The 17,604-nt window shown below is 43.8% G+C and carries 14 protein-coding genes; 8 read left to right on the top strand and 6 right to left on the bottom strand.

The features are described from left to right. Nucleotides 1–60: 60 nt before the first annotated feature. A complete protein-coding gene (locus OCU36_RS08495; protein WP_261837605.1) occupies nucleotides 61–789 on the bottom strand; it encodes a pseudouridine synthase in 729 nt (242 codons plus the stop codon). Between the two features lie 320 nt (nucleotides 790–1,109). Between OCU36_RS08495 and OCU36_RS08490 the strand changes: the two genes are divergently transcribed. Continuing rightward, nucleotides 1,110–3,335 carry an NADP-dependent isocitrate dehydrogenase gene (locus tag OCU36_RS08490; RefSeq protein ID WP_261837604.1) on the top strand — a complete coding sequence of 742 codons (2,226 nt, stop codon included), beginning with the start codon at nucleotides 1,110–1,112 and terminating at the stop codon, nucleotides 3,333–3,335. 346 nt (nucleotides 3,336–3,681) lie between these two features. Here OCU36_RS08490 and cspD read toward each other — a convergent pair whose 3' ends face one another. Continuing rightward, the gene (cspD, locus tag OCU36_RS08485) at nucleotides 3,682–3,903 is read right to left on the bottom strand and encodes a cold shock domain-containing protein CspD (protein ID WP_261837603.1); all 222 of its coding nucleotides are present in this window, start codon (nucleotides 3,901–3,903) and stop codon (nucleotides 3,682–3,684) included. 570 nt (nucleotides 3,904–4,473) lie between these two features. Here cspD and clpS point away from each other — a divergent pair. Continuing rightward, nucleotides 4,474–4,794 carry an ATP-dependent Clp protease adapter ClpS gene (gene clpS, locus OCU36_RS08480; RefSeq protein WP_261837602.1) on the top strand — a complete coding sequence of 107 codons (321 nt, stop codon included), beginning with the start codon at nucleotides 4,474–4,476 and terminating at the stop codon, nucleotides 4,792–4,794. Nucleotides 4,795–4,833: 39 nt separating this feature from the next. Continuing rightward, a complete protein-coding gene (gene clpA / locus OCU36_RS08475) occupies nucleotides 4,834–7,107 on the top strand; it encodes an ATP-dependent Clp protease ATP-binding subunit ClpA (RefSeq protein WP_261837601.1) in 2,274 nt (757 codons plus the stop codon). Between the two features lie 152 nt (nucleotides 7,108–7,259). On the opposite strand, the gene infA is transcribed toward clpA, so the two are convergent. From infA to aat, 3 genes are all read right to left on the bottom strand, one after another. Then, a complete protein-coding gene (gene infA, locus OCU36_RS08470) occupies nucleotides 7,260–7,478 on the bottom strand; it encodes a translation initiation factor IF-1 (RefSeq protein WP_001040192.1) in 219 nt (72 codons plus the stop codon). 81 nt (nucleotides 7,479–7,559) lie between these two features. After that, a complete protein-coding gene (locus OCU36_RS08465) occupies nucleotides 7,560–8,258 on the bottom strand; it encodes an arginyltransferase (protein WP_261837600.1) in 699 nt (232 codons plus the stop codon). Next, nucleotides 8,258–8,968 (bottom strand): leucyl/phenylalanyl-tRNA--protein transferase, encoded by a 711-nt coding sequence (gene aat, locus OCU36_RS08460; RefSeq protein ID WP_261837599.1) that lies wholly within the window; start codon nucleotides 8,966–8,968, stop codon nucleotides 8,258–8,260. Before aat ends, OCU36_RS08465 begins: the two co-directional genes overlap by 1 nt. Nucleotides 8,969–9,021: 53 nt before the next feature. Here aat and OCU36_RS08455 point away from each other — a divergent pair, with 53 nt between their 5' ends. Continuing rightward, nucleotides 9,022–9,477, top strand: a complete 456-nt coding sequence (locus OCU36_RS08455; RefSeq protein ID WP_261837598.1) for an outer membrane lipoprotein — start codon at nucleotides 9,022–9,024, stop codon at nucleotides 9,475–9,477. 162 nt (nucleotides 9,478–9,639) lie between these two features. After that, nucleotides 9,640–10,920 carry a 3-phosphoshikimate 1-carboxyvinyltransferase gene (aroA, locus tag OCU36_RS08450; RefSeq protein ID WP_261837597.1) on the top strand — a complete coding sequence of 427 codons (1,281 nt, stop codon included), beginning with the start codon at nucleotides 9,640–9,642 and terminating at the stop codon, nucleotides 10,918–10,920. 48 nt (nucleotides 10,921–10,968) lie between these two features. Here aroA and OCU36_RS08445 read toward each other — a convergent pair whose 3' ends face one another. Then, complete coding sequence (locus OCU36_RS08445) at nucleotides 10,969–11,211, bottom strand: YciN family protein (RefSeq protein WP_261837596.1); 243 nt, start codon at nucleotides 11,209–11,211, stop codon at nucleotides 10,969–10,971. Between the two features lie 440 nt (nucleotides 11,212–11,651). Between OCU36_RS08445 and topA the strand changes: the two genes are divergently transcribed. The 3 genes from topA to glgA all read left to right on the top strand — a co-directional run bounded on the left by topA (nucleotide 11,652) and on the right by glgA (nucleotide 17,479). Next, nucleotides 11,652–14,282: a type I DNA topoisomerase gene (gene topA, locus OCU36_RS08440; protein ID WP_261837595.1), complete on the top strand. Its 2,631-nt coding sequence runs from the start codon at nucleotides 11,652–11,654 to the stop codon at nucleotides 14,280–14,282. Between the two features lie 535 nt (nucleotides 14,283–14,817). Then, nucleotides 14,818–16,035, top strand: coding sequence for a glucose-1-phosphate adenylyltransferase (gene glgC / locus OCU36_RS08435; protein WP_261837594.1), 1,218 nt, complete (start codon nucleotides 14,818–14,820; stop codon nucleotides 16,033–16,035). Then, the gene (gene glgA / locus OCU36_RS08430; protein WP_261837593.1) at nucleotides 16,025–17,479 is read left to right on the top strand and encodes a glycogen synthase GlgA; all 1,455 of its coding nucleotides are present in this window, start codon (nucleotides 16,025–16,027) and stop codon (nucleotides 17,477–17,479) included. Before glgC ends, glgA begins: the two co-directional genes overlap by 11 nt. Nucleotides 17,480–17,604: the final 125 nt, after the last annotated feature.

Raw genomic sequence — 17,604 nt, 5'->3', positions numbered from 1 at the left:
GCGCAGTAATAAATAAAAATGGCCACAATGTTTGTGGCCATTTTTTAGAATTGAATTCGTTTAAATCTCTTTCCACTCACCGGGCTGAAGCTGACCCACGTTCATGTTGCCGATTGAATAGCGGATAAGACGCAGGGTAGGGAAACCGATATTGGCTGTCATTCGTCTCACCTGACGGTTACGTCCTTCGATAATAGTAATCGATAGCCATGTTGTCGGGATCGCGGCTCTGAAGCGCACTGGAGGCGTTCTATCCCACACCTCGGGTTGGGGCATGACTTCGACTTTAGCTGGCCGTGTCATGCCATCTTTTAGTTCGACACCTTTTCTCAATTTATCTAAATCTTCTTCAGAAGGCGCACCTTCAACTTGCGCCCAGTAAGTCTTGGGTGATTTAGAGTCGGGTTGAGTCAGTTTCGCTTGAAAGATGCCATCATTGGTCAAGACCATTAATCCTTCACTATCGCGGTCGAGTCGACCCGCGGCATAAACCTCTTTTACTGGAATAAAATCCGCTAGTGTTTTTCTACCATCACCATCCGTGAACTGGCTGAGAGTATCGAAAGGTTTGTTGAAGAGAATAACTTTGCGCTCTTCAGGTGTCACTTTAGGCTTGGTATTCGCCGGTTTGTTTTTGTAACGGTGTTTACTTGAGTGAGGTTTTTTATGCGAAGTCGCGCTGTTATTTTTATCACTATTTCGGCCCTGTTTATGACGGCTTTGTTTTAATTTGACCCCAGAACGAGCCGGTTTGTCTGAGTGAGATGCGCTGTGTGAGCGAGTCGACATGTTAACTACCTTGCAAAAATGTAAACGAAGTGTGGTGGAAAGTTTTCACTGAAACGGAATTGAGCTATCATTTGCGCGCCTAAATGACACAAAATAGAACAAGTTGATGGACTCTTAAGCCTGATTTGTTTAATTATACCTTCGTGTTTTATTATAACAACGCACTCACGGATTTGGTTCATGCCGTCATTAAGATGGCGTGAAAAATAAGATAGAGTACGACTATCGAGTAAGCTGTTTCACTCTCAGAGTCGCTTACTGGTCAATTTATAACATCTCACTATTTTTGGTGAGTTTGTAAAAAACTATAGGGAAATTTCATGCCTACTGAAAAACCAACCATCATCTACACCATTACAGACGAAGCTCCGGCGCTAGCAACTTACTCTCTATTGCCTATTATTCAATCTTTTACTGCTTCTTCTGGTATTGACGTTGATACTCGCGATATTTCACTTGCAGGGCGCATTATTGCCAACTTCCCTGAGTATTTAAATGAAGAGCAACGTATTGGTGATGCACTCGCAGAACTCGGTGAATTGGCTAAGACACCTGAAGCAAACATTATTAAGCTTCCCAACGTATCAGCATCTGTACCTCAGCTTCAAGCGACAATTAAAGAACTTCAGTCGAAAGGTTACGCACTTCCTAAATACCCAGAAGAAGCAAAGAGCGATGAAGAGAAAGCCATCAAAGCGACCTACGACAAGATAAAAGGTAGCGCAGTAAACCCAGTTCTACGTGAAGGTAACTCTGATCGTCGCGCGCCACTTTCAGTGAAAAATTACGCGAAGAAAAACCCACATTCAATGGGGGCTTGGTCGGCCGATTCTAAGTCGCACGTTTCAAGTATGGACGACAAAGACTTCTTCGGTACCGAAAAGTCGGTAACGATGGAAGGCGCGACGCAAGTCAGCATTGACTTTGTCGGCAAAGATGGTGCGAGAAAAACGTTGAAGCCTTCTTTTGCACTGCAAGATAAAGAGATCATTGATGCCTCAGTGATGAACAAGGCCGCTTTGGTTGCATTCTTCGAAAAAGAGATCGCATCAGCCAAAGAGCAAGGTGTTTTGCTTTCTCTTCACATGAAAGCGACGATGATGAAAGTGTCTGACCCAGTGATTTTTGGTCACGCGGTTAAGGTTTACTACAAAGACGTATTCGCTAAACACGGTCAGCTGTTTGAAGAGCTAGGTGTTGATGTAAATAACGGCATCGGTGATGTCTACGCGAAGATTGCTGCGCTTCCTCAAGATCAAAAAGAAGCAATCGAAGCTGACCTGCAAGCGGTATACGAGACGCAGCCACCACTAGCGATGGTTGATTCGGACCGTGGTATTACTAACCTACACGTACCAAGCGATATCATTGTGGATGCCTCTATGCCGGCAATGTTGCGTTCTTCTGGCCAAATGTGGGATCCAGAAGGTAAGCAAAAAGATACGAAAGCCATGATCCCAGATCGTAGCTACGCGAGCATCTACCAAGCAGTCATTGATTTCTGTAAAGAGAACGGCGCTTTTGACCCAACAACGATGGGTAGCGTACCAAACGTAGGTCTAATGGCTCAAAAAGCAGAAGAGTACGGTTCTCACGATAAGACGTTCATTCTCGAAGCTGCTGGTCAGGTTCAAGTTGTTGATGCTTCAGGTTCTGTGCTTTTAGAGCAAGACGTAGAAGAAGGCGATATCTTCCGTATGTGTCAGGTGAAAGATGCACCCATTCAAGATTGGGTTAAGCTCGCCGTGACTCGTGCACGTGCTTCAGGTGTCCCTGCGGTATTCTGGTTAGATGCATCACGTGCTCATGATGCACAGTTGATTAAGAAAGTAGAAGCTTACCTTCCTGAATACGATACAGACGGTTTAGACATTAAGATTCTGGCACCACTTGAAGCGACTCAGTATTCATTGGTTCGACTCAAAGAAGGCTTAGATACGATTTCGGTTACAGGTAACGTATTACGTGATTACCTAACCGATTTGTTCCCGATTCTAGAGCTGGGTACATCCGCTAAAATGCTATCGATTGTTCCACTGATGAACGGTGGTGGCCTGTTTGAAACTGGGGCTGGCGGCTCTGCACCTAAGCACGTGCAACAAGTAGAGAAAGAGAACCACTTACGTTGGGACTCTCTTGGTGAGTTCTTGGCATTAGCGGCTTCGCTAGAGCACCTAAGTGTAGTCACGGGTAATGCGAAAGCTCAAGTACTGGCTGATGCGCTTGATAAAGCGACAGGTGAATTCCTAGATAACAACAAGTCTCCTTCGCGTAAAGTGGGTGAGCTTGATAACCGTGGTAGCCACTACTACCTCGCCACGTATTGGGCCAAAGCACTGGCTGAGCAAACGGTTGATGCCGATTTAGCGGCGGAGTTTGCTTCTGTTGCAAGCCAATTGGCTGAAAGCGAGGAAGCCATCGTTGCTGAACTGAATAACGCGCAAGGCGTCGCTGGTGATTTAGGCGGTTATTACCTGCTTGATGATACGCTTGTATCAAATCTCATGCGTCCAAGTGCGACATTCAATGCACTTATTGATGCGTAGCTTTGAGGGGGCGAGCAGTCAAGGATGGGCTGCTCGTGACTTGTAACCAAGCGATACTGTTCTTGGTTGGTTAAAGCAAAATGTGAGGCACTTTGACGATAACGTTAAAGTGCCTTTTTTATGAGTGGCTATCAGCCAGTGAGATGAAACCTCTATTTTCTATTTCTTTGGCCTAATACCCGTAAAATTATTTTTTGGGGAAGGGCGCTGGAACCAATGAATAAAAATAGAAAAAACCGTTCATTTAAGCCTATTGTTACAGCAATTAAATGAGCGGCTTTAATGTTTTGCTTACCTGTGAGCCTTTAAAGTGAACTCATGTAGGTCAACATGGTTTGACCGTCGCCTATTTAGCGGCGCTACCTTCTACAGGAACAATAGAGCTCGCATGCGAGCCTTTGGGGCCACTTTCTACTTCATAGTCGACCTGCTGGCCAGCCTTTAAGGTTCGATAACCTTCCATTTGTATTGTGGAGTAGTGGGCGAAAATATCACCTTCTTCACCTTCTGGACAAATAAAGCCAAACCCTTTGGCGTTGTTAAACCATTTTACTGTACCTGTAGCCATGCTATACATCCCTCATGCATTTTGTTACTAACGTTGTTATATCAATTGTTGTAAGTCCGATTGATATCATTCCTACCAACTAAAGAATTTCAGCTGATAGCTTGAATTACATACATTGCTTACGGAATTTAACGCGACCCTGCGTGATGATTCCTTGTTGTGATATTTGATATCGTGTTAATCAGTTGTATTAAAAATAGCCGTTTAGCTCCAATGTAGCTAATGATTGAGCACAGTCAATAGTAAATTGCTATAAAAGTGATCAGCTTTAATAACAAATCACATTCGAGGTTTGCTGTAAGCTATTAACAGACTTGTAACTTACTGGAGGGTTTATTGGGCGGGTGAATGGTTGTGGTGTCTTTTTTAATCAATCACCTATGTTAATCTTGTTAATCGAGAACTTTTATTTGCAGCGATGGAAATGGTGGATTAGGCTCAGTATAGAGGAATATTTTTTGGTACTGTTTCTTGGTGCAGTTTCTTAGTACACCGTCATGTGTGAATGTGGTAAATTTGAGTTAACTGAACGTTCATCAATTCCGAAAAGTAACCCCTAGCAAAGCCAATATGAGCAGAAACTTTGAATGGGCATCTCCAGGCTCAGATTTACTGGAGAAAGAGACAACAAAAGTAAAGCCACCGGCAATGTATCACGTTGTGTTGAATAACGATGACTACACGCCTATGGACTTTGTAATCGAGATCCTAGAGCGATTCTTCTCACTAGATATCGAAAAAGCAACGGAAGTGATGCTCAAGGTTCATTATGAAGGTAAAGCTATATGCGGCACATACAGTGCTGAAATAGCAGAAACAAAGGTAGCGCAGGTAACGATGTACTCAAAGGAAAATGAGCATCCGCTACTATGTACAATGGAGCAAGTATAAATTGCTCGAACAACACTGTTGTTCCCTTAGGAGGTACTTATGCTAAATAAAGAATTAGAGACGAGTTTAAATGGCGCATTTGCTCGTGCGCGAGACAAGCGACATGAATTCATGACTGTCGAACACCTCCTACTAGCATTATTAGAAAATGATGCGGCCAAGGAAGCGCTCCAAGCTTGTCAGGCTGATCTTGATGCTCTTCGCAATGAGCTCGATATTTTTATCGACCAAACGACCCCACTTATCCCAGAAAGCGACGAGACTCGCGAAACTCAGCCTACGTTGAGCTTCCAACGAGTGCTTCAGCGTGCTGTTTTCCATGTTCAATCGTCAGGTCGCAGTGAAGTGACAGGTGCAAATGTACTTGTGGCTATTTTCAGTGAGCAAGAATCTCATGCGGCGTATTTACTCAAAAAGAACGACATTAGCCGCTTAGATATTGTTAACTTTATTTCTCATGGCATTACCAAAGCCAGTAATGAAAGTGATGGTTCATCACCGTCTGATTCATTTGGTGGTGCAGAGAGTGCTGAAGAGGCGAGTTCAGAAGATCGCCTCGAAAATTTCGCAATCAACCTCAACGAAGTGGCGAAGCAAGGTAATATCGACCCACTGATCGGGCGTGATAAAGAGCTTGAGCGTACCGTTCAAGTTTTATGTCGTCGACGCAAGAATAACCCTCTGTTGGTTGGTGAAGCCGGTGTAGGTAAAACGGCTATCGCGGAAGGTCTTGCATGGCGCATTGTTGAAGGGCAAGTGCCTGACATCATTCAAAGCAGTGTGATCTATTCTTTAGATATAGGTTCACTGCTTGCTGGAACGAAATATCGCGGTGATTTTGAGAAACGTTTTAAAGCGATTCTCAAGCAACTGGAAAAAGAAGAAGACGCAATTCTGTTCATCGACGAGATTCACACCATTATTGGTGCGGGTGCAGCGTCAGGTGGGCAGGTGGATGCCGCCAACCTCATTAAACCGCTTTTAAGCAGTGGGAAATTACGTTGTATCGGCTCAACGACATATCAAGAATACAACAGTATTTTTGAGAAGGAGCGTGCGCTATCTCGCCGTTTCCAGAAAATCGATATTGTTGAACCATCTCTCGATGACACAACCAAGATCCTGATTGGCTTGAAGTCAAAATACGAAGCTCACCACGAAGTGCGTTACACCAATAAAGCATTGCGTGCGGCTGTGGAGCTTTCAGCTAAATACATTAATGAACGCCACCTTCCTGATAAGGCGATTGATGTTATTGACGAAGCGGGTGCTCGTAGTCGCTTGACCCCAGCAAGCCGTCGTAAGAAAACGGTCAGTGTTGCTGATATCGAGTCAATGGTCGCGAAAATGGCTCGTATTCCAGAAAAATCAGTCTCTTCTTCAGACAAAGATACACTGCAGAAACTGGATGACCGCATGAAAATGTTGGTATTCGGACAAGATCAAGCTATCGACGTATTGAGTGAAGCGATTAAGCTGACTCGTGCTGGGTTAGGGGCGGACAATAAACCGGTTGGTTCCTTCCTGTTTGCTGGCCCTACCGGTGTGGGGAAAACTGAAGTGACCGTTCAACTCTCGAAATTGATGGGTATTGAGCTTCTGCGCTTTGATATGTCGGAGTATGGTGAACGTCACTCGGTAAGCCGTTTGATTGGTGCTCCTCCTGGATATGTAGGTTACGATCAAGGCGGTTTATTAACGGATGCTGTGATCAAAAACCCACATTCAGTGGTACTACTTGATGAGATTGAGAAGGCTCACCCAGATATCTTTAACCTGTTATTACAAGTGATGGATAACGGCACACTAACGGACAACAATGGACGTAAAGCCGATTTCCGTAATGTAATTCTTGTGATGACGACCAACGCAGGTGTAGCTGAAACTGAGAAGAAATCGATCGGTTTAATCCAACAAGATCATGCGCCAGATGCGATGGGTGAAATTAAGAAAGTATTTACACCTGAGTTCCGCAATCGCCTTGATAATATCATCTGGTTTAACAGTCTAGATCCAAGTGTGATTAGCCAAGTGGTCGATAAGTTTATCGTTGAACTTCAGGTTCAACTGGACGCCCGAGGGGTTTCTTTAGAGGTTTCTGAGGAGGCTCGTCATTGGCTGGCTGACAAAGGCTACGACAAGACCATGGGCGCTCGTCCAATGGGACGCGTGATTCAAGACAAGCTTAAGAAACCACTTGCTAATGAGTTACTGTTCGGTAGCTTGGTGGATGGTGGTACGGTGAAAGTATCCCTGAAAAAAGACGCATTGGATTTCGTCTATGTTGGTGCTAAAGAAGAGGTTATGCACTAATGAAGTGATAAGGGTGCAAATATAAAACGCATGACTCAGGTTGTGCGTTTTTTTATGCTTGCGAGATTGATGTTACTTGAGCAGTAGAAAAGTTTAGGCGATAAAAAACGGAGCATTGAGCTCCGTTTTTTATCGTATTCGATAATTAAAAATTAACGAGCACGGAAGACGATGCGGCCTTTAGAAAGGTCGTATGGAGTCATCTCAACAGTGACTTTATCACCAGTAAGAATACGGATGTAGTTCTTACGCATTTTACCAGAGATGTGTGCTGTCACTACGTGACCATTTTCAAGCTCAACACGGAACATTGTGTTTGGTAGAGTATCAAGGACTGTGCCTTGCATCTCGATTACGTCTTCTTTAGCCATCTAATCCTCTTTCGAAATTTGGCGGTTTTCAACGGCTTGATTGTGCCGTTAAAATCAAAATATGTAAAGTTGTCGCGTATTCTACCCTTGCCACCGTTGATTTACTAGCCTTTGATGACGTTGAAATCGTACTTTATAGCTCATCGCCGGGCATTCATCGATTTGATAACCCAAATATAACCACTGTTTTTGTTCTTTCTGGGCATGTTTGATCTGAAATAGAACGCCAAGTGTTCCCATAGAAATGTCTATATCAGGATCGAAGAAGGTATAAAACGCGCTTGTACAGTGAGACATGATGTCGGTAACGGCGATGCCAACCAACTTGTTCTCATCATAGATGTGCATGAACTTTGTGGTAAGCCAATCATTTGTAGAGAATTGTAGAAACTCTTCTTTCTTGGGTGGGAACATGGTTCCGGAACGGTGACGAGCGGTGATATAGCGACTGTATAAGTCAAACCAATTGTCATCCATCATGTCTTTCAGTTCCCAATGAAATGTTTTGGCTTTGTTCAAAACTCGTCGTTGACTTTTTGAATATTTAAATTCGGGAATCGAAAGCCGAATCGCTTGGCAAGCCGAGCAATGATCGCAGTGAGGTTTATAGATCGTCGTTCCACTGCGTCGAAACCCGTTTGCAAGCAGCAGTTCATAGTTATCTGAGGTGTGCATATCTTCATCAAGCGTGACGGCTACTCTTTCTTCGAGGTGGGGCAAATAGCTACAAGGGTGATTGTCTGTCAATCCAATTCTGATTTGTTGTAAATTTGGATTCATTACGGCATTTCCTCTAGCCATTGTTTTTCAAAGCATGCATCGTCAATAGGGGTTTCTTTGAGTAATTGCAGAGAGCTTAGAAATTCATCTCTCTCGATCTCTACAGCCCCCAATGATTCCAAATGAGGGTTCATTACTTGGCAATCAATGAGCTTGCCACCGAACTTCGTAAAGTGGTCGCAAAAGTACCACAGCGCGATTTTAGAGGCATTGCTCTTCAGGCTAAACATCGATTCACCACAAAAGACTAGGCCTCTTTGTAAGCCGTAAAGCCCGCCGATCAGCTCATCATCTTGCCAAACCTCCACCGAGTGACAGAATCCTAATGAAGCGAGTTTGCGGTAGGCTGACTGCATATCGCTGTTTAGCCAGGTTTCTTGCTCGGGTCTGAGTGAAGAACAATAACCAATGACTCTGTCCGTTGCTTGGTTGATGCTGACACGGTAACGATGCTTTTTTTGACATTTTTTAAGACTTTTTGATGGCACGAATGTCTTAGGATTAAATACCGCTCGTGGCGCAGGGCTCCACCAAAGTATAGGCTCTCCTGGGCCATACCATGGAAATATCCCTTGGCTATAAGCGTTTAAAATTCGCGAGGGTGACAAATCCCCCCCGAAGGCGAGCAGACCGTTGGGTTCATCCAGCGCATCAAAGGGCGACGGAAACTCTATACTAGTCATATCAAGTTCGGTTAAATATATCGTCATAAGTACCGGTTTACAGGTTCATCACTGACCAAAAGGTCTCTAGGAATTTTACTATGAAGAAGTTACTTTGGATTTTACTTGTTTTGCCAATGTTGGCAAATGCCGCTTATAACCGCAACCAAGCTCGCCCAGTGAATGATGTTGTTTACGGCGAGGTTGACACGGTTAGATACATTACTCAACAAGAGATCGTAGAGTCGAAAGCGAATGGTTGGGAAACCTTATTAGGTGCGGCTATTGGTGGCTTGATAGGTAATCAATTTGGCGGCGGTACTGGCAAAGAAGTCGCAACGGCTGTCGGTGCTGTGGCGGGGGCCGGGATTGCTCATCATCGAGGTAACACACAATACAAAGTGGAATATAAATTGGTTGAGCTATTGATTAAAACTAAAGATGATAAATTAGTTAATATTATTCAAGACGTCGATAATTCAATGCTTTTTAATCGGGGGGATGATGTGAGAATTCTCTACTTTTCTGATGGTGTTCGAGTTGACCTTGTGTACTAGTGGGTAAATCCGCTTGGTTGGCTAATTAATCGTCTTTTGTCGGGGGATTAGCTCTGGAGTTCATTGAAAAATTTCGTTAGTCTGCAAGTACGAAGAATTATTCATCACCCGAAAATGAATACGCACCAGTGGCTTCGGGTGGTACAAGGACAATAAGAATTAATGGAAAGCCTTACGTTACAACCAATTCAAAAAGTGAGCGGGGAAATTAACTTACCTGGCTCAAAAAGCGTGTCTAACCGTGCCCTTCTTTTGGCGGCACTTTCAACGGGAACAACGCGTTTAACAAACTTACTCGACAGTGATGACATTCGCCATATGTTGAATGCTCTAACTCAGCTAGGTGTTCATTATCAACTCTCTGAAGACAGAACCGTTTGTGAAGTGACGGGAGTAGGGGGAGTGTTTTCAAGTGACAAAGCGCTCGATCTTTTCTTAGGTAACGCCGGTACAGCGATGCGCCCGCTTGCTGCTGCACTCTGTTTAGGTCGTGGCGAATACGTTCTTACTGGTGAGCCGCGCATGAAAGAGCGTCCAATCGGTCACTTAGTCACAGCATTGCGAGAAGCCGGTGCCGACGTTGAATACTTAGAAAACGAAAACTATCCGCCGTTGAAGATCACTGGTACAGGTCTTAAAAGTGGTACGGTTTCTATCGACGGTTCAATTTCGAGTCAATTCCTCACGGCCTTTTTGATGGCAGCGCCTTTGGCTGAAGGTGAAATCACGATTAAAATTAATGGTGATTTGGTTTCTAAACCTTATATCGATATCACGCTACATATTATGAAACAATTTGGTGTGGATGTGATCAATCATAACTACCAAGAGTTTGTGATTCCTACGGGGCAATTTTACTCGGCGCCGGGCGATTTACTGGTTGAAGGTGACGCATCATCGGCGTCATATTTCCTTGCTGCTGCAGCCATCAAAGGTGGTGAGATAAAAGTCACCGGGATTGGTAAAAATAGCATTCAAGGTGATATTCAATTCGCTGACGCGCTCGAAAAAATGGGAGCAGAAATCGAATGGGGCGACGATTACGTTATCTGTCGCAGAGGTGATCTAAAAGGCATCGATATGGACTATAACCATATCCCTGATGCGGCGATGACTATTGCGACAACGGCACTGTTTGCTACAGGTCAAACGGTCATCCGTAACGTCTATAATTGGCGTGTTAAAGAAACAGATCGCTTAACGGCGATGGCAACAGAATTACGTAAAGTTGGCGCTGAAGTGGAAGAGGGTGAAGACTACATCATTGTTAACCCGGTTGCTGAACTCAAACACGCGGCGATTGATACCTATGACGACCATCGTATGGCGATGTGTTTCTCTTTGGTTGCCATGAGTGATACTCCGGTTACTATCAATGATCCGGGTTGCACGTCAAAGACATTCCCTGATTACTTTGACAAGCTGAAAATGTTGAGTCAATAAAAGTGGATAAAGTGAAAAAGCTTGCCTAAATGGCAAGCTTTTTCATTATTATTGAAGCGTAAACTCTTTCGAAAGATGGTGCGCTAAGTATTTAAACATGTTAAATACCGCGGTTGTATTTTCAGTTGGCAGTCCATTGTTGTCTAAAAAATATTCGCCTTTGAATACGAGTACATCATCTTTTTCTACGACGCTGTTTGCGCGCATGCCTTCAATGTAGTCATCATGTGACTGGATAATTTGGTTTGCGATAAGTAGTAAATCAAATTCTGCTATTACTTTCTTTGTCATGAGTTTATCTCTGATAACTGAACATAATGTTGAGTTTATGGTGTCCCAGTAGAAATTCAATGGTTTTACAATCGATTAAGAGCGTCTTTTGGGATTTACACAATTTATTTTGTGATTCACGGCAAAAATAATGGAATGAGGCTCGCGTTAGATTCGTGGACAAGATTAGTATGACCACGTTTCTACGTAATGCCTGATGAATAGGCTCTTGCAAGTATTTTGAATAGATACTTTCGCGCTTCTTTATATTGTGGCCCTTTTATCTTCGGAGTCGTCGAATTGTCGAGCAATCAGATCTAATTTTGAAAAAAGCGGTTGATCTTCTAGTAATCTCGCACAATAGTAAAAAAAGAAGCAATGAATTTAGAATATCATGCGTAAAAGCCCACAAGTTGAATTGTTGGTGTTAAAGCATCGTGATTAAGGACGTTAGAGTCAATATGGGTAAATCGCTCGTTATAGTGGAGTCGCCAGCCAAGGCTAAAACTATCAATAAATATCTTGGCAAAGACTTTGTCGTTAAGTCCAGTGTAGGTCACGTACGTGATTTACCAACGGCGGGTCAAAGTACTGGTAAAAAGGCTGCAGCAGTTTCAACAAAGGGTATGAGCCCAGAAGATAAAGCTCGTATCAAGAAAGAAAAAGATCGCAAAGCTCTGATTAAAAAAATGGGTATTAACCCATACAATGAGTGGGAAGCGAACTACCAAATTCTACCGGGTAAAGAGAAAGTCGTTGCTGAATTGCAAAAACTGGCTGAGAACGCAGATCATGTTTATCTCGCAACCGATTTGGACCGCGAAGGAGAAGCTATCGCATGGCACCTTCGTGAGATCATCGGTGGCGATGAAACGCGATACAAACGAGTGGTTTTTAACGAAATTACCAAGAATGCTATTCAGCAAGCTTTCGAAACCCCAGGTGAGCTAAACATCGATGGCGTAAACGCACAACAAGCACGACGTTTTATGGACCGTGTTGTTGGCTTTATGGTGTCACCGCTGCTTTGGAAAAAAGTAGCTCGAGGTTTATCTGCTGGTCGCGTTCAATCGGTAGCCGTAAAGTTACTGGTTGAACGTGAGCGCGAAATTAACGCCTTTATCCCCGAAGAGTTCTGGGATGTGCATGCCGACACTAAAACAAGCGACAAAACGGCTTTCAGACTGCAAGTTGCTCAGAAAAACGGTGTTGCGTTTAAACCTGACAACGAAGCGCAAACTCAAGCGGCTGTTAGTGTTTTAGAAAAAGCGCAATATGAAGTGTGTAAACGCGAAGACCGCCCAACCAAGAGTAAGCCGTCTGCCCCTTACATCACATCGACGCTGCAACAAGCGGCGAGTACACGTCTGGGCTACGGCGTAAAGAAAACCATGATGCTGGCTCAACGCTTGTATGAAGCGGGTTACATCACTTATATGCGTACTGACTCAACCAATTTGAGTTCAGAAGCTGTTGAAGCCGCTCGTGAATACATTGGTTCTGAGTACGGCGCGCAATATCTTCCACCTAAAGCACTTGTATACGGCAGCAAAGAGGGCGCTCAAGAGGCCCACGAAGCGATTCGTCCTTCAAGTGTAGATGTTAAGTCGGAAGACTTAAACGGCGTAGACGCAGACGCACACAAGCTTTACTCGCTAATTTGGAATCAATTCGTAGCGTGTCAAATGACGCCAGCTCAATACGATTCAACGACAGTAAGCGTTAAAGCTGATGAGTACACGTTGAAAGCGAAAGGTCGTATTCTTAAATTTGATGGTTGGACTCGTGTTCAGCGTCCAATGGGCAAGAACGAAGATACGATCCTTCCTGCCGTTCAGATCGGCGATAAGTTGGATCTGATCGCGCTAGACCCGAAACAGCACTTCACTAAGCCACCGGCTCGTTTCACTGAAGCGGCGCTAGTTAAAGAGCTTGAGAAGCGTGGTATTGGTCGTCCTTCAACATACGCATCAATCATCTCGACGATTCAAGATCGTGGTTATGTAAAAGTTGAACAGCGTCGTTTCTATGCTGAGAAGATGGGTGAAATTGTTACTGACCGTCTAGACGGCAGCTTCAATGACTTAATGAACTACGACTTCACTGCTCGTATGGAGCAGAAGTTGGACCAAATCGCAGAAGGTGAAGCAAGCTGGAAAGGCGTGCTCGATAACTTCTTCGAAGACTTTACAGGCGATTTGGAAAAAGCAGACTTAGACGAAGATGCGGGTGGCATGAAGCCAAATCATATCGTGGAAACCGATATTGAGTGTCCGACTTGTAGCCGTAAGATGGGTATTCGCACGGCTTCGACAGGCGTATTCCTTGGCTGTTCTGGCTATGCACTGCCACCAAAAGAGCGTTGTAAGACAACCATTAACCTTGGTGATGAAGAAGGCATTATCAATGTGCTTGAAGAAGACGTTGAAACCGCTGCACTTCGAGCTAAAAAGCGTTGTCCTATTTGTGAAACGGCAATGGACGCTTATCTGATTGATGATAAGCGTAAGATGCACGTATGTGGCAACAACCCGAACTGTGAAGGTTATGTGGTTGAGCACGGCGAATTCAAAGTGAAAGGCTACGATGGTCCACTTGTTGAGTGTGATAAATGTGGTTCTGACATGGTTCTGAAGAACGGTCGTTTTGGTAAATACATGGATTGTACGAGTGACGATTGTAAGAACACGCGTAAGATTCTGAAAAATGGCGAAGTCGCACCACCGAAAGAAGATCCAGTGCATTTCCCTGAACTGCCTTGTGAAAACTCAGATGCGTACTTTGTGCTTCGTGACGGTGCGTCTGGTCTATTTATGGCCGCGAGCAACTTCCCTAAATCACGAGAAACACGTGCCCCATTAGTGGAAGAACTAGTTCGTTTTAAAGACCGTATCTCACCTAAATTCCAGTACCTAACATCAGCGCCAGTTGCTGATCCTGATGGTAAGCCGACAGTGGTACGTTTTAGTCGTAAGACGAAAGAAAACTACGTTCGTACTGAAGTCGATGGAAAACCTTCGGGTTGGACAGCGTTGTATATCGACGGTAAGTGGGAAGTTACAGATAAACGTAAAAAGCCGAAAGAGAAATAACGGACACATTGATTGAAAAAAACAGCCACTAGGCTGTTTTTTTTTGAACAGAATATGACTAAATATGCAACAGCTTGGTTGGTCCCGTTGCCGGCGAGAGCTTATTAAATTCACACAGTGAAATAAATGACAAAAATTAATCATCTCTTCTTATGTAACTTTAACGGGAATGTAACCTAAGGAAAATAATGTAGTGGTTGGTTGTGTGTTTAGTTGTATACCTAATGTGCGGTCGGTGTTAATGTTATGTTTCATTTGGGCGGTGTAATGTGACCTGCCCTAAGCCTTGGGAAGGCCATCGGTTTACGAAGCGCAGAATAGCGTATTAAAAATTGAAATCGGCAAAAAAGTCGATAACGTATATAAAACTAAGTGCAACTAATAATGCATGTATTACAACGTTTGGCTTAGGGTAATTTTCACGAAATATGAATGGATATTCTCTAAGTACCGAAATAAGTGTTAGTGCTCATCCTCTCAGAGGAAGATACCTCTATGAGCTCTGGCATCGACTATAAATTATATGGAGAATAAAATGGCTCGTGTATTGGGTATGATTCTTGCCGGTGGCGAAGGCTCGCGCTTAAGACCTTTAACGGAATCTCGCAGCAAACCCGCGGTACCTTTCGGCGGTAGCTACCGCTTGATTGATTTCGCTTTGAACAACTTCGTTAATGCTGATTTAATGAAGATCTATGTTCTAACACAATTCAAATCACAATCTTTGTTCCACCATATGAAAAAAGGCTGGAATATCAGTGGTATAACAGATCGCTTTATTGACCCAATTCCGGCGCAAATGCGTAAAGGAAAGCGTTGGTATGAAGGCACCGCAGATGCTATTTACCAAAATATGAGCTTTATGGAGTTAGAAGAACCTGATCACGTTTGTATTTTCGGTTCTGACCATATCTATAAAATGGATATCAAACAGATGCTTGATTTTCATAAAGAAAAGCAAGCCGCGTTGACGGTTTCAGCATTGCGTATGCCACTTTCAGAAGCTTCTGAGTTTGGTGTTATTGAAGTTGATGCTGAAGGCCGTATGATTGGCTTTGAAGAGAAGCCTGCAAATCCAAAGTCGATCCCAGGGGATCCTGAATCAGCGCTTGTTTCAATGGGTAATTACGTATTCGAAGCGAAAGAACTGTTTGCTGAACTAACGGAAGATGCAGATAAACCTGATTCTTCTCATGATTTCGGAAAAGACATTATCCCAAACATGTTTCCACGTGGTGATGTGTTTGTTTACGATTTCAGTACTAACCGCATTACCGGTGAAAAAGAAGAGGTTTACTGGCGTGATGTCGGTACGATTGATGCTTACTGGCAAGCGCATATGGATCTTCTGGAGAAAGATGCGCCATTCTCGCTCTATAACCGCAAGTGGCCACTGCACACTTATTACCCGCCGCTACCACCTGCGACGTTCACTGATTCCGCAAATGGTCGAGTTCAAATCATCGACAGTCTCGTATGTAATGGTAGCTACGTGCGTGGCTCTCGTATTGAGAAGTGCGTACTCGGTTTTCGCAGTAATATTGCATCAGCGTGTGATATTAGCGAGAGTATCTTATTGGGTGATGTTAAAGTGGGTGAGGGTTGTGTGCTTCGTCGTGTCATCGTTGATAAACATGCTGATATTGCCCCAGGCACACAGATTGGCGTCAATTTGAGAGAAGACAAAAAGCATTACCACGTTTCCGAGGACGGTGTGGTCGTTATTGAGAAAGGAGCTCGAATTGGTTACTAAGACTTTATCGGTACTTTTTGTAGCATCTGAAGTTGAAGGATTGATTAAAAGTGGTGGCTTGGCTGATGTAGCCAAGGCACTGCCTAAAGCGTTACAAACACTCGAACAGGACGTACGAGTGACGATTCCTGCTTATCGAAATATTCCCAATATTGATTCGGCAGAAGTCATTTTATCAACTGAGCTCGCTCATTGGCCGTATACGGCTTATCAGGTGAAGACGTTGAGTGTTGAAGGCGTTCAAGTTTTTGGCATTGAGTGTGCTCAATATTTCGATCGCCCTGAAATGTATGCCGAGAACAATCAAGCTTATATCGACAATGGAGAGCGTTTCTCGTTTTTTAGCGCAGCTTGTCTGGATATGTTGCCGAAGCTAGGGTTTCAGCCTGATATCGTTCATGCGAATGACTGGCATACTGGCTTTGTCCCTTTCTTACTTAAGTCTCGTTACCAAGAGAACGATTTCTTTAAAAATACACGCAGTGTAATCTCAATTCATAATGCGGTTTTCAAGGGGGTATTCTCCTATGACGAATTGCAGTGCTTGCCTGAAATGCACAGTTACAACGTCCCTGAAGCTGCGGTGAGTGATACGCATGTCACTATGCTAAAAGCCGGTGTGTTGTGCGCTGATAAAATTAATGCTGTCAGCCCTACCTATGCAGAAGAGTTGAAAACGGAATTAGGTAGCCACGGTATGGCTGCAGAATTCCAACATAGATCAGCTGATCTGTTCGGCATTTTGAATGGGTGTGATTACGGGGCATGGAATCCGGAAACTGATGCATTCCTTCCTCGCAAATACAAAGCGACCAAACACAGCATGGTTCGCGGAAAATCAGCTTGTAAACAAAAATTACAACAGAGTGTTGGTCTTCCGGTCCTGAATTGTGCGGTGTACGGTATGGTTTGTCGTTTGACCCATCAAAAAGGCGTGCATTACTTATTGCCCATTATTGAGCAGTTCTTGAAAAACGATCTTCAGATAGTGATTGTCGGTACTGGTGATCCGGTTTTGGCTAGTCAGTTGAAAGAGATCTCAGCACTTCATTCAGAAAAGTTCTCATTTGTTGAAGCGTACAATAACGAATTAGCACATTTGGTTGAAGCTGGCTCTGATTTCTTCTTGATGCCTTCTGAATTCGAACCTTGTGGTTTAAATCAAATTTACAGCATGGCTTATGGGACTTTACCTATTGTGCGGTCTGTTGGTGGTTTAAAAGACAGTGTGAATGATTATGATCAGGATCCTAGCCTCGCGACGGGCTTTGCTTTTGAAGAGCCGACACCGCAAGCGTTGCTCGCGGTATTGCATCGTTCATTACTACTTTACGCACAAAACCCCTCTGAAATTAAGCGAGTTCAGCTTTATGCGATGCAGCAAGATTTTTGTTGGGAATGCGCGGCAAAAGAGTATCTGTCGATGTATCATTCTGCTCTTTAAGGCATTGACTTAGTCTATTAATTTAGCCAATGAACGGCAATGATTTGTGATAATGAAAGGCGCTCTAGCAGTAGAGGGCCTTTTTGTTTTTTCGTCCGTTCAATCAGGGGGGGGACAAAGACAAA

This window comes from Vibrio artabrorum, from assembly GCF_024347295.1.
Lineage (GTDB): Bacteria > Pseudomonadota > Gammaproteobacteria > Enterobacterales > Vibrionaceae > Vibrio > Vibrio artabrorum.
The sequence above is the reverse complement of the archived record's forward strand: the minus strand, read 5'-3'. Positions and strand labels throughout refer to the sequence as shown.